This window comes from Cupriavidus sp. YR651 (genome assembly GCF_900101625.1).
Taxonomy (GTDB): domain Bacteria; phylum Pseudomonadota; class Gammaproteobacteria; order Burkholderiales; family Burkholderiaceae; genus Cupriavidus.
Genome location: NZ_FMYZ01000001.1, coordinates 336632 through 349399 on the forward strand (window position 1 = coordinate 336632; position 12768 = coordinate 349399).

13 protein-coding genes are annotated in these 12768 nt (G+C 68.1%); 4 read left to right on the top strand and 9 right to left on the bottom strand.

Going from position 1 to position 12768, the window contains the following annotated elements; translation table 11 throughout:
- Positions 1 to 72 precede the first annotated feature (72 nt).
- Genes BLR29_RS01445 through alr form a run of 3 tightly spaced genes read right to left on the bottom strand, consistent with a single transcriptional unit; the run spans position 73 to position 3471 of the window.
- The gene (locus BLR29_RS01445; RefSeq protein ID WP_092134054.1) at positions 73 to 918 is read right to left on the bottom strand and encodes a GntR family transcriptional regulator; all 846 of its coding nucleotides are present in this window, start codon (positions 916 to 918) and stop codon (positions 73 to 75) included.
- Positions 919 to 954: 36 nt separating this feature from the next.
- Entirely contained in the window at positions 955 to 2322 is a 1368-nt protein-coding gene (gene radA / locus BLR29_RS01450; RefSeq protein ID WP_092134056.1) for a DNA repair protein RadA, read from the bottom strand.
- Positions 2323 to 2361: 39 nt separating this feature from the next.
- Entirely contained in the window at positions 2362 to 3471 is a 1110-nt protein-coding gene (gene alr, locus BLR29_RS01455; RefSeq protein ID WP_092134058.1) for an alanine racemase, read from the bottom strand.
- Positions 3472 to 3935: 464 nt separating this feature from the next.
- Here alr and lplT point away from each other — a divergent pair, with 464 nt between their 5' ends.
- A complete protein-coding gene (lplT, locus tag BLR29_RS01460) occupies positions 3936 to 5255 on the top strand; it encodes a lysophospholipid transporter LplT (RefSeq protein ID WP_092135364.1) in 1320 nt (439 codons plus the stop codon).
- A gap of 178 nt (positions 5256 to 5433) precedes the next feature.
- On the opposite strand, the gene BLR29_RS01465 is transcribed toward lplT, so the two are convergent.
- From BLR29_RS01465 to tsaB, 4 genes are read right to left on the bottom strand one after another with little or no spacing between them, the layout of a single operon-like run.
- A complete protein-coding gene (locus BLR29_RS01465; RefSeq protein ID WP_092134060.1) occupies positions 5434 to 6546 on the bottom strand; it encodes a DUF1853 family protein in 1113 nt (370 codons plus the stop codon).
- The gene (locus BLR29_RS01470) at positions 6527 to 7504 is read right to left on the bottom strand and encodes a uracil-DNA glycosylase (RefSeq protein ID WP_092134062.1); all 978 of its coding nucleotides are present in this window, start codon (positions 7502 to 7504) and stop codon (positions 6527 to 6529) included. Before BLR29_RS01470 ends, BLR29_RS01465 begins: the two co-directional genes overlap by 20 nt.
- Entirely contained in the window at positions 7501 to 7986 is a 486-nt protein-coding gene (gene rimI / locus BLR29_RS01475) for a ribosomal protein S18-alanine N-acetyltransferase (protein WP_092135365.1), read from the bottom strand. The genes BLR29_RS01470 and rimI overlap by 4 nt, the downstream gene beginning before the upstream one ends.
- Before the next feature lie 53 nt (positions 7987 to 8039).
- The gene (tsaB, locus tag BLR29_RS01480; RefSeq protein WP_092134064.1) at positions 8040 to 8804 is read right to left on the bottom strand and encodes a tRNA (adenosine(37)-N6)-threonylcarbamoyltransferase complex dimerization subunit type 1 TsaB; all 765 of its coding nucleotides are present in this window, start codon (positions 8802 to 8804) and stop codon (positions 8040 to 8042) included.
- Between the two features lie 167 nt (positions 8805 to 8971).
- Here tsaB and BLR29_RS01485 point away from each other — a divergent pair, with 167 nt between their 5' ends.
- On the top strand, positions 8972 to 9241 hold the full coding sequence (locus tag BLR29_RS01485) for an acyl-CoA-binding protein (protein WP_092134066.1): 270 nt from the start codon (positions 8972 to 8974) through the stop codon (positions 9239 to 9241).
- A gap of 51 nt (positions 9242 to 9292) precedes the next feature.
- Here the strand turns inward: BLR29_RS01485 and BLR29_RS01490 are convergent, their stop codons facing one another.
- On the bottom strand, positions 9293 to 10762 hold the full coding sequence (locus BLR29_RS01490; protein ID WP_255371099.1) for a DHA2 family efflux MFS transporter permease subunit: 1470 nt from the start codon (positions 10760 to 10762) through the stop codon (positions 9293 to 9295).
- Positions 10763 to 10899: 137 nt separating this feature from the next.
- Positions 10900 to 11370: an SRPBCC family protein gene (locus tag BLR29_RS01495; RefSeq protein ID WP_092134070.1), complete on the bottom strand. Its 471-nt coding sequence runs from the start codon at positions 11368 to 11370 to the stop codon at positions 10900 to 10902.
- Between the two features lie 97 nt (positions 11371 to 11467).
- Between BLR29_RS01495 and BLR29_RS01500 the strand changes: the two genes are divergently transcribed.
- Together BLR29_RS01500 and BLR29_RS01505 are read left to right on the top strand one after the other, a co-directional pair.
- Positions 11468 to 12196 carry an SGNH/GDSL hydrolase family protein gene (locus BLR29_RS01500; RefSeq protein WP_092134072.1) on the top strand — a complete coding sequence of 243 codons (729 nt, stop codon included), beginning with the start codon at positions 11468 to 11470 and terminating at the stop codon, positions 12194 to 12196.
- 116 nt (positions 12197 to 12312) lie between these two features.
- A complete protein-coding gene (locus BLR29_RS01505) occupies positions 12313 to 12723 on the top strand; it encodes a VOC family protein (protein ID WP_092134074.1) in 411 nt (136 codons plus the stop codon).
- Positions 12724 to 12768: the final 45 nt, after the last annotated feature.

A 12768-nucleotide genomic window follows, 5' to 3' on the forward strand; every position in this document is an offset into this window, starting at 1 on the left:
GGGTGCCGGATCATGGGCGCCGGGCGCGCCGGGGGAGGCGCGACCCGTGGCTAACCTTGGCTGAACCCGTGTTCAGCCGAAGCGCCTGCGCCGCCGGGGTGCGCTGGTCACGGCCGGTCGCACAAGGCTGGTGCGGGCCTGCTCCAGGCGTTCCATCGTCAGCCGGCTGACTTCGGCGCGGCCATCCTCGATGTGGGTCGAGAGCAAGGCCACCGCGCGGGGGCCGTCGCACGCGTCCAGCGCATCGAGGATCGCGGCATGCTCGTCATAGGTGAGCGAGATCCGCTCGCCATAGGCAAAGTCGAGCCGGCGGATGATGCGGATGCGGTCCGTCACCTGCTGATGAACCGCTGCCGACTCCGGGTTGCCGGCGGCATGCACGATGGCAAGGTGGAACGCCTCGTCGAGCCGCGCCACGTGATGGCCATCGGTCAGTCGTTCCGCGACGGGCACGCGCCAGATCGCGTCGAGCCGGGCCACCAGTCCCGCGCGGTCAAGATGCGGCGCGGCCGACTGCTGGCACAGCCGTGTCACCGCATGGGTCTCCAGCAGCGTGCGGAGTTCGTAGAGGGCTTCGAAGCGCGCCAGGTCCAGCGGCACGACTTCCCAGCCGTTGCGGTAGTAGCCGCGCACCAGACCATCGGCCTGCAGGCGCAGCAGCGCCTCGCGCACGGGCGTGCGGGAAATGCCGAGCCGCTCGGCCACGTCGTTTTCGGTAAAGCGGTCACCGGGCAACAGGCGGAACGCGAAGATATCGTCGCGCAACGTCCGGTAGGCGGCCTGCGAGCGCGAAGCCCGCGAGGATGTGCCCCCACCCGTGCCCTCGCCCGAGCCCTCACCCGAGCCCTCACCCGTGCCCCCACCCGAGCCCTCGCCCGCGCCGTCTTCGGGCTCCGTGGTTGCCGTGGCCGCCGTCATTGCCGTTATTTGCCTGTGTTGGCCCGTTGTGCGGGGTCAGTCCAGATGCCGCACGCGGTCGATGGCGTGCTCGAGGCGATCCACCGCGATGACTTCCAGCCCGTCGATCCGCTGCTTGGGCGCGTTGGCTTTCGGGATCACCGCCACCGTGAAGCCGAGCTTGGCGGCCTCCTTCAGGCGCTCCTGGCCACGCGGGCTCGGCCGGATCTCGCCAGCCAGCCCCACTTCGCCAAAAACCACCAGCCCGCGAGGCAGCGGCTTGTTGCGCATCGACGAATGAATCGACAGCAGCACGGCAAGGTCGGCCGCAGGCTCCGTGATCTTGACCCCGCCCACGGCGTTCAGGAATACGTCCTGGTCGAAGCACGCGATGCCCGCATGCCGGTGCAGCACGGCCAGCAGCATCGCCAGCCGGTTCTGCTCCAGGCCCACGGCCAGCCGGCGCGGGTTGGGCACGTTGGCGGTATCGACCAGCGCCTGCACCTCCACCAGCAGCGGCCGCGTGCCTTCCTGCGTCACCAGCACGCAGGAGCCGGCCACCATCTCGTCGTGCTGGGACAGGAACAACGCCGACGGATTGCTGATGCCGCGCAGGCCGCGCTCGGTCATCGCAAACACGCCCAGCTCGTTGACCGCGCCAAAACGGTTCTTGAACGCGCGGATCAGCCGGTGCGACGAATGGGTGTCGCCCTCGAAGTACAGCACCGTATCGACGATATGCTCGAGCACGCGCGGGCCGGCCAGGCTGCCTTCCTTGGTGACGTGGCCGACCAGGATGATCGTGATGCCGGTGCTCTTGGCCACGCGGGTCAGCTGCGCCGCGCATTCACGCACCTGCGCCACCGACCCCGGCGCGGAGGTCAGCGCTTCCGAGTACAGCGTCTGGATCGAGTCGATCACCGCGACCTCGGGTTTTTCCGCCTCCAGCGTGGCCTGGATCTTCTCCAGCTGAATCTCGGGCAGCAGGCCCAGCGACGGGCTTTCCACGCCCAGCCGCTGCGCGCGCAGCGCGATCTGCGCCGCCGACTCCTCGCCACTGACATAGAGCACGCGGCGCGTGCCGGCCAGGTTGGCCAGCGTCTGCAACAGCAGCGTGGACTTGCCGATGCCGGGATCGCCCCCGATCAGCACCACCCCGCCGGCCACCAGGCCGCCGCCCAGCACGCGGTCGAATTCGTCGATCTCCGTGGAAAAGCGCGGCACATCGGCGGCGTCGATCTCGGACAGCTTGCGCACCACGGCGGAGGACGCCAGTGGCTGGAATCGCCGCGCGGCCGGTGACCCGGAATCCGCCACGGTTTCCACCAGCGTGTTCCAGGCATTGCATTGCGGGCACTGGCCCGCCCAGCGCGGTGCCGTGCCGCCGCATTCGGTGCACGTATAGACAGTCTTGGTCTTGGCCAAACCCAGTTCCTTTTTCTTGTGAGGGCGCCGGGTCCGGCGTCAGGCCGCGTCGTCGGCCGTGGTCAGCGTGGCCACCGAGGTCGGCACACGCGGCGCCAGCGCGCACATCAGCTCGTAGCCCACCGTGCCGCTGGCCTCGGCCACATCGTCGATCGGCAGGCCGTGGCCCCACAGCGTGACCGGCGTGCCGACCCTGGCCTTCGGGCAGGGGGTCAGGTCCACGCAGATCATGTCCATCGACACCCGGCCGACCAGCGACGTGCGCACGCCGTCGACCAGCACCGGGGCGCGCTTGTCGCCCCAGCCCGCCGCATGGCGCGGGTAGCCGTCGGCGTAGCCGCAGGCCACGACGCCGATGCGCATGGCGCGGTCCGCCGTGAACATCGAGCCATAGCCGACGGTATCGCCAGGCTGCAGGTCCTGGACGGCGATCAGCTCACTGTGCAGGGACATGGCCGGTTGCAGGCCGGTCTCGGCGATATCCGCCGACAGGCCCGTCGGCGAGCCGCCATACAGGATCACGCCCGGACGCACCCAGGCGCGATGGGCCTGCGGGTGCCAGAGCACGGCGGCCGAATTCGACAGGCTGGCCTCCCCCGGCAGGTTGGCGGTGGCGGCGTCGAAGGCCTCGATCTGGTGGGCGATGCCGCGCGGGCTGTCGGCATCGGAGAAATGCGTCATATGGACAATGCTGCCCACGCAGGACATCGTGCGGGCGCGCTCCCAGGCGGTGCGGTAGTTGTCCGGCCGGAAGCCCAGCCGGTTCATGCCGGTGTTCAGCTTGAGCTGGATCGCCAGCGGCCCCCTGGGGCGGGCCTGCTCCAGCATGCGAAGCTGCTCCTCGCAATGAATGGCCGTGGTGAGTCGATATTGTTCCAGCAGGGGAATATCCTGTGCCTGGAAGAATCCTTCCAGAAGCAGGATGGGGCCCTGCCAGCCCAGGTCGCGCAGCAGCACGGCCTCGTTGAGGTCCAGCAGGCCGAAGCCATCGGCGGCACGCAGGCCGGCAAAGGCGCGGCGGATGCCGTGCCCGTAGGCGTTGGCCTTGACCACCGCCCAGACGCGGGCGTCCGGCGCGTGGCGGCGCACCACATCGAGGTTGTTGGCCAGCGCGGGCTGGTGGATAACGGCGTGAATCGGTCTGGGCATGGTGTGGCTTCTTGGGGGACTGCCGATCCGGTCTTGCACCGGATCAGGGAAAGCCCGGTCGGCAGCCCGCGAAAATTGGGCGTTGATGCTGCAAACACTGTGCCGGGGCCGGCACGTGAGCGGTGGCCGGCAGCCCGCGCGCGGCAGCATCGCGCAGATGATATTTGAACACATCCGGGTACGGGTTCCGGGAATCCCCCGGGACGCGGACTGTCGAACAGCCCGTCCGCCGGTGTGCTGAAATGTCGCTGTTTCGTGATATAAAGCCGGACGCTCCGGCCATGTTTTAAAAGTGAAGCAATATGTCAATGACGGTCAGGCAAGCCGAAAGGCGCGCGAAAGTCGCGCAACCGCCCCACTTTGACAAGGCCGTCGCGCCAGGTTCCCTGCAAGCCGCGATGCTGCCGGCCGGCGCGCCCCTGCCCGCCGTGTCGGGCGTCCGCGATGGAGACAAAGTCGACAGTATGAAGAAGGGTTTCTATACCATCATGGCCGCGCAGTTTTTTTCGTCGCTGGCCGACAATGCGCTGCTCATCGCAGCCATCGCCCTTCTTACCGAGTTGCATTCCCCGCAGTGGATGACGCCGCTGCTCAAGCTGTTCTTCGTGCTGTCGTACGTGGTGCTGGCGGCCTTCGTGGGCGCCTTCGCGGACTCGATGCCCAAGGGCAAGGTCATGCTGATCACCAACGCCATCAAGATCGTTGGCTGCGCCATCATGATGTTCGGGCTGCACCCCCTGCTGGCCTACGGCGTGGTGGGATTTGGCGCGGCGGCCTACTCGCCGGCCAAGTACGGCATCCTGACCGAACTGCTGCCCCCCGAGAAACTGGTGATGGCCAACGGGTGGATCGAAGGGCTCACCGTCGGTTCGATCATCCTGGGCACGGTGGTCGGCGGCGCACTGATCTCCGTGCACATCTCCGAGATCCTGCTGCGCTTCGACATCCCCTACGTCGACACCGGCATCAACACCCCGGCCGAGGCCGCGATGGTCGTGATCATGATCTGCTACGTGATCGCTTCCGTCTTCAACCTGTTCATCCCGGACACCGGCGCACGCTATCCCCAGCAGGAAAAGAACCCCATCAAGCTGATTGCCGAATTCGGCGACTGCTTCATCGCCCTGTGGCGCGACAAGCTGGGCCAGATCTCGCTGGCCGTGACCACCCTCTTCTGGGGCGTCGGCGCCACCCTGCAGTTCATCGTGCTGAAGTGGGCGGAAAAATCACTTGGCCTGAACCTCTCGCAGGGCGCGTTGTTGCAAGCCGTGGTGGCCGTGGGCGTGGCCGTAGGCGCCATCATGGCCGCCGCCCGGATTCCGCTGCGCCGCTCGTTGTCCGTGCTGCCGTTCGGCGTGGCGATGGGCGTGACCGTGATGCTCATGGCGTTCTATACCAAGGACGCCATGCCTGCCGTGACGCTGGATCTGCTGGGCATGCACATGCCGCTGTACATGGCCATCGCCTATGTGTTCCTGATGATCGTGGGCGCCATGTCAGGCTACTTCGTGGTGCCGATGAACGCCCTGCTCCAGCACCGTGGGCATGTGCTGCTTTCCGCCGGCCATTCGATCGCCGTGCAGAACTTCAACGAGAACGTGTCGGTGCTGCTGATGCTGTGCCTGTACGCGCTGCTGATCAAGCTGAATGCGCCGATCGGTTTCGTGATCGTCGCGCTCGGGCTGTTCATCGCCGTCACGATGCTGCTGGTGATGCGCCTGCACAAGCACAATGTGAAGATGTACAACTCGCTGGCCATGATCGGCGAGGACAAGCACCACTGAGGGATGTCGACGGCGGCCGGCCACGGGCCACGCTGCCTTCTGGAGCACCTTCTGGAGCAAATCGGACTGCTGCGGACCACACCGGACCGCACCGTCCAAGGCAAAGGCAAAGGCCACCCTCGGGTGGCCTTTCTGCTGTCTATCTGCTTCTGATTGCTGTATTCGGAATCCGGGACGTTCAGGGCACCCGTGCCCGCTCTCTCGCGCGGTCTTCCCACCCCTGCGGCACCACGAAGCCGCGTGAGCGTTCCTGCCAGATGCCGGGATATGCGGGCCCGGCCGGCTCGAGTTCGCACAGCATGACCGGGGCCTCGCGGCGCCAGCTATGGGCCTGGTGCGGATCGGCAAAACGCTGCGCCAGGGTGGCCTGCAGCGATTCCGCGGTCTCGGTGTCGGCCTCCGCAACGCGCGCCCCGGACAGCCAGTTGGCACGCGGCAGGCGGCACCAGCGCACGGCCCCCGGATCGGCCAGATGCGCGCTGCGCGCCGCCCAGTCATCGAGCGTCGACCACCAGCCATGCAGATGGTCGGGGGCGATGCCCAGCGTATCCAGGCCCGCCGGCAACCGGCCATCGCGATAGAACAGCCAGCCCAGCAGGTAGACCTCGCTGCGATCGATCGCGTGGCCCAGCACGGCGCGCGCCTCGTCCGTGCGGCCAAGCGGAAGCTGCCGGCGCACGATGTGCTCGAGCTTGTCGCCCAGCCGGTCCACCAGGTTCGGTCCGACGAAGGCGCGCCGGTCGGGGGCCCCAGACTGCTCGCTTTGGGGATCGACCATCAGGTAGAACTTGGCGGCCATCTCCCAGTGGACAATCTGGCCCCTGGCCGGATCGCGCCAGATCACATCGAGTTCGCCCAGGGTCTGGATGCCGTGGCCGTTCGCCCGCCGGATCGGGACATTGGCGGCCAGCAGCTCGATCCCCTCCGCCCGTTGCAGGGCAAAGTGCAGCAGCCGCTCGGCATGGCGGCCCAGCCGCAGGCTGCGGCTGCCGGTGGGGTCGGGGTGGCCGCTCAGTTCGGCGATGGTTTCGGGCAGCGTGGCGGGATCGGCCGTCTCCAGCCAACGCTGCCATGCCGCGCGCGTGCCGGCCGGCCACTGCGCCAGCCCGGCGGCGGTGCCATATTCATCGGGAAGGCGAGATAACAGCGGCGGGGACAGCGAGCACCACGCGAGGTCGCGCGCGCGTTGCGAGGCGGCGCGGCACCACGGCGCCGCCTGCCCGTCGGCGCCGGTCAGGACCGGCCCGCCCGGACGGATGGCTTGCGCGGGGTCAGGCTTGAGCTCCCGCACGGTCGTGTACCTCGCGCGCCAGGCAAAGATCTTCCCAGGCGCGTGCCTTGTCGGTCAGCGTTCGCAGCAGGTAGGCCGGATGGTAGGTCACCACCACCGGGATGCCCTCGTACGCATGGACGGTCCCGCGCAGCTTGCCGATCGGCGTGGTCGACCGCAGCAGCGACTGCGCCGCGAAACGCCCGAGCACCACGATCACCTTCGGCTTGATCAGCGCGATCTGCCGGCGCAGGTAGGGTTCGCACTGCGCCACCTCGTCCGGCTCGGGATTGCGATTGCCAGGTGGCCGGCACTTGAGAACATTGGCGATAAAGACGTTGCGCCCGCGCGCCAGCCCCAGCGCGCCGAGCATGTTGTCCAGCAGCTTGCCAGCCTGGCCGACGAACGGCTCGCCCTGCAGGTCTTCGTTCTCGCCCGGCGCCTCGCCGACAAGCATCCACTCGGCTTGCGCATCGCCAACGCCGAAGACCGTCTGGGTGCGCGTCGTGCAGAGGCCACAGGCCGTGCATCCGGCGACGCTCGATTCCAGCGCCGGCCAGTCCATGGCGGCAATGGCAGCGTGGCGGGCGTCCTGATCCGGATGCGGCGCCTTGCGCAGCGGCGATGTGTCGGATTGAAAATCGGATGGAGAATCGGATGGCGGTTGGGAAACCTCGCGTGACGCCGGCCGGGCTTCCTGCTCCACAGGCGCAAATGCCTCGACCATGGCGACCGCATCCGCTGCCTCCGCCGCATCCGCGAGAGAGTCGGCATCGAAGGCTTCAGCCGTCTCGACCACCCCGGCCACCTTGACCGCCCCGACGGGCGCGTCGACAGTCGCCTGCGCCATCGCCTCCCACTGCGCTTCGGCAGCGGCAACGTCGACCGCTTCCGGCACCCCGGCTGGGTCCGGCATGCGGCGCGGCACCCATTCGGTCGGGATCCCGAGCACTTCCAGGAACTGGCTGCGGCGGTTCATGCGGACTCCTTGTCAGCTGGCCATGCGCGGCGCAGCACCAGCGCATCCTCTCGCCCGTTGGCGGGCCCCGGATAGTAACCCTTGCGCCGGCCGATCTCGATGAAACCCGCCTGCTGATACAGCACCAGCGCGCCGATATTGGACGGACGGACTTCCAGCAGCATCGTGTTCAGGTTGTGGTCATGCGCGGTGGCCAGCGCGATGGCCAGCAACAGCCGGCCGTGGCCCTGCCGTTGCCGGCGCGGATCCACGGTGATATTGAGCAGGTGCATTTCGTCGACCACCGGCATCAGCACGGCGTAGCCGACCAGATCGTTCGCGGGGTCGCGCAGCGTCAGCCCAAAGTGGCCGGCCTTGAGCGAATTCTCAAAATTGCCGCGCGTCCACGGATGGCTGTAGGCACGATGTTCGATCTCGGCCACGGCGTGCAGGTCCAGCGCGCTCATGCGGCCAAGCGTCCAGCGGTCCGGAAGCGCGGGCATCGCCGGCACCTCTGGCCAGGGGCGATCGTCCGGAAAGATCTCCGGTGCGGCGCTCACGCCGGGCCTCCTCCGCTGGCCAGCGCGGCAGCCTTGGCCGCGGCGATGGCTTCGCGTTCGACGATGGTCTGCGCAACCTTGTCGCGCACGTAGATCGGCATGGCGTGTGCGGCATCGATGGCCTCGCCACGCGACAGCGCACGCAGGCCGATCGCGACCAGCGCACGCGCGTCCGGCATGGCATCGGGCATCACGCGGCTGGCTTGCGCCGCGACGGACAGGCGGTCGCCGAACACCGTGGCCGCGTTGCCGGCCAGCCAGAAATCCCCCTCGGGACGCGCCACGGATTCGGGCGCGCTGACCTGCATCGGGCCTTCCATCACCCATTCGCCGGCCGCCGGGTCCCGACGGAACGTGGCGACATAGGCCTCGTCCATGCGCGCGTCGAGCGCGACCAGCACACGTGTGCCCGCGGGCAGCGGCGGCTCGCCGGAGGCGGCGCTTTCGGCACAGGCCATCAGCACATTGACGGGAATCACGGGCAGGCTGGCGCCGAAGGCCAGCCCCTGCGCCACGCCGCACGCGGTACGCAGGCCGGTAAACGACCCCGGGCCCGCGCCGAATGCGATGGCGGCACAATCCGCCAGGCGGATGCCGGCCTCGGCCAGCACTTCGGCGACGGCCGGCAGCACGCGCGCCGACGAGCGCGCGCCAGTATGCTCATGACGGGAGAAACACTCGACGGCGCCGTGATCGGCGGCGCGCCCGAGTGCGACGGAACACCACTCTGTGGAGGTCTCGACAGCAAGAATCCAGGACATGGCGCGATTGTATCCGGTGGCGGGGCAAAGCTGAATTGGTGTGCTGCCCGGAGCGACCCCATCTGGCGGCTTCGACCGAAGGCTTCTTCGGTTTTTTCCGGCGCAAACGGGCAATGCCGGCGGCTATCATCGCCACCTGACTTGCCCTTTGCCACACTGGAGACACCATGAGCGACCTGCAGGCCCGTTTCGACCAGGCCCAACTCGACGTCAAGACCTTGTCCGAGCGCCCCAACAACATGACCCTGCTGCGTCTGTACGCGCTGTACAAGCAGGGTGCCGAGGGCGATGCCCACGGCGACAAGCCGGGCATGACCGATTTTGTCGGCCGCTACAAGTTCGAGGCCTGGGAAGCACTCAAGGGCACCAGCCAGGACGAGGCCAAACAGAAGTACATCGAGCTCGTCGGCGAACTGCTCGCTGGCACCGCCAGCTAGGCAGCACCCGTCGCGAAGCCCCGCCCGCCCGGCAGCCGGCCAGCCGCGAGGTCAACCCTCCGGCGCCGGCTTCGGGCGGATCCGCCAGGCCGCGAGGATCGCGGTGGCAATCACCACACCCACCGCCAGGAACGTCTCGTCGAACGCGTGAATCCGCGCTGCCTGCGCGGCGGCGTCGCCACCCTGCCCCAGCACCGTGCCGTGCTCCGCCAGCCGCCATTGCAGCCCGACGCCGGCGAGGCTGACACCAATCGCCCCGCCCAGCTGACGCAGGAAGTTGATGCAGCTTGAGCCCTGCGCGATCAGCGAGAAGTCCACGCCACGCATCGACCCAAGCGTCAGCGATGGCAGGATGCACCCCAACCCGATCCGTCCGATCACCGCGAACAGCACCAGCAGCAGGTACGGCGTGCCCGCCGATCCCGTCGCCATCAGCAGGAATGAAGCGGCCAGCAAGGCCAGTCCGAACGAGACTTGGCGGTGCGGCAGGACGCGATCGGTCAGGCGGCCCGCCACGGCGATCGTCAGCGCCAGCACGATCCCGGCCGGCATCAGCACGATGCCGGCGCGCGACGGCGTATAGGCCAGCGCCATCTGCATGTAGACCGGCAGCAGGTAGGTGGACCCGAACAATCCCGCGCCATAGATAAAGGCAACGATCGCCCCGGCGGAGAACTGCCGGTAGCTGTAGAGGCGCATGTTCATCAGCGGGTGCGGCGCGCGCAGTTGCCAGGCGACGAATCCCGCCAGCACCGCCACGCCAAACCCGGCCAGCGCCAGCCCGGCCGGCACGCTGTTGCGCATCTCGACGAGTCCGTTGAGCAGGCTGACCGTTGCCACGCCGGCCAGCATCAGGCCGCGCCAGTCCAGCGGCTTGCGCTCGCCCATCATCGCGGAATCCACCGCCATGTAACGGCGCGCCATCCACAGGCCGATCAGCGTCAGCGGCACCACCACGAAGAAGATCGACCGCCAGCCGAAGGTCTCCACCAGGAAGCCGCCGAGGCTGGGCCCGATGGCCGGCGCCAGCACCACCCCGAACCCGAACAGCGACAGCGCCTTGCCCTGCTCGTGCTCCTCGAACACGCGCAGGATGAAGATACTTGGCAGGGGCTGCATGATGCCCGCGGCCACGCCCTCGGCCACGCGCATGGCCAGCATCACGCCGAAGGTTGGCGAGAACCCGCCGAACAGCCCGCCGCCGCCCAGCAGCACCAGCGCGCCGACAAAGGTCCTGCGCAGTCCGTAGCGGTTGAGCAGCCACGGCGTCAGCAGCATCGACAACGTCATGGCGATCATGAAGCTGGCCGCGACCCATTGCGCGCGCTCCTGGCCCAGGCTGAAATGCCGGCTGAGGTCCGGAATCGCCACGTTGACGATGGTGGACGACACGATGGACGACATCGTGCCAAGCATCAGCGCGACCAGGATCAGCCAGCGCAGGCGGTCGCCGTAACGCGCGCGCAGCTCGGCGCGGGTGGGACCTCGCGGTGTCGCGGGAGTCCCCGGCCCTGCCGCCACCGCGTTCACAGGTGCCGCCGCCGCAGTCTCAGGTGACGCCGCCGCGGCGTCGGGCACATTCCCGGCCGCGTGGCTGGCGCTGTCTCCTCCGTTGGCATCCCCGCCGCCGATACGTGCCGGCGCAGTGGATTCGCGGCTCACCCCAGCCGTCCGGTATGTGCGATTTCCCGGATCTTCCGCACCGTATCGAGGTCGGCCTCGTGATAGGCGGACTTGACGATCTCCGCGTAGCGGTCGTCCCCGCTGTCATCCACGGACGGCATCGTGGTCTCGTAGATAAAACGCACCAGCAGCGCCACGGGCGTGGGCGTCTCGATGATCATCGACAGCGTGCCGCCGGCGTGCTCGTGCGTGGCGGCCGTTTCATAGCGCACCGCGTGGCGCGGCTCGAAGACCACGCGATCCCGCACGCTGGCCGGCCCGAAATGGAGCACACGCTCGACCCAGCCATCGCCCCGATTGACGATCTCCGCGCTATCCAGCCCCAGGACGAACAGCTCGGGCGATTCGGCGCGCAGCACCAGCCCCTGCCAGAGTTGCTCCGGCGTGAGGGGCTCCAGTGCGGGGTTGCCTGGGTCATTGATTTCCACCAGGTGTTCGAAACGCAACTTGAATCTCCAGTCTCGTAAATATCCGTATTATGGGGGCTCGCACGCGCGACGCGCTGGCCCCGCCGGGCTTTTTCAGATAGCTCTCATACTCGCCATGCAGCCGATCGATGACCCTGTGCAGGTGCTGGTCTACGCCGATTCCTTGTCGTGGGGCATCGTCCCCGGGACACGCCGTCGACTCCCCTTCCCCACACGCTGGCCGGGCCGGCTCGAGCACCGCCTGAATGCCGCCCGCGGCGCCCCGGCCAATGCTGGCCGGCCGCCGGTACGGATCCTGGAGGACTGCCTGAACGGCCGCCGCACGGTCTGGGACGATCCCTTCAAACCCGGCCGGCGCGGGCTGGATGGACTGGCGCAGCGCATCGAGATGCATTCGCCGCTGGCACTGGTGATCCTGATGCTGGGCAGCAACGATTTCCAGTCGATGCATCCGCACAACGCCTGGCACGCGGCGCAGGGCATCGCCACGCTGGTGCAGGCGATCCGCGCCGCGCCCATCGAGCCCGGGATGCCAGTGCCGCAGGTGCTCGTAGTGACGCCGCCCCCGATCCGCGTGGTCAGCGGCCCGGATGTCGATCCGTGCATGGCGCCGAAGTTTGCGGGTGGCGCGGACAAGTGCGTGGGGCTGGAAGCCGCCTATGCCGAGGTCTGCAACACCCTGGGCTGTGCGCGGTTCGATGCCGGCACGGTGATCCGCTCGAGCGACGTCGACGGCGTGCACCTCGACGCCGAAGCCCATCTGGCACTGGGCGACGCGCTGGCGCCGGTGGTCGCCAGCCTGCTGACAGAGGCAGGCACAACAGGCGCATCGCATCACTCCTGACAGCTCTTGTCAGGAGCCTCGGCGCACAATGCCTGCCCGGTGTTTCAGTTGCGTCAGGAGCCGTCAGGAGCGGCGGCCTCGCCTGTCCCTCACCGGACAACGCTCAGGAGGCTCGCATGGAGTTGCTGATCAATATCGACGTCGATGACCTCGAACACGGCATCGGCTTCTACGAAGCAGGACTTGGACTACGGCTGGGCCGCCGGCTGTTTGACGGCACGGTGGCGGAAATGCATGGCGCCTGCGCGCCGATCTACCTGCTGGCCAAGGCGCCCGGCACGGTGGCCACGGCCCGGGCCGACGCGCGGCGCGACTATGCCCGGCACTGGACGCCGGTGCACCTGGATTTCGTCGTCGAGAACCTGGAAGCGGCGATCGACCGGGCGATGCGGGCCGGCGCCGAGATCGAGGACTGGCCGCAGGACTTCGACTGGGGGCGCCAGGCCAGGCTGTCCGATCCCTTTGGCCACGGGCTTTGCTTTATCGAATGGAAGGGAGAAGGCTACGGCGCGGCAATGCGGCCATAGGACCGGCGCCCCACTCCGGCAGCTCGCACAAACAAAAACCCCATG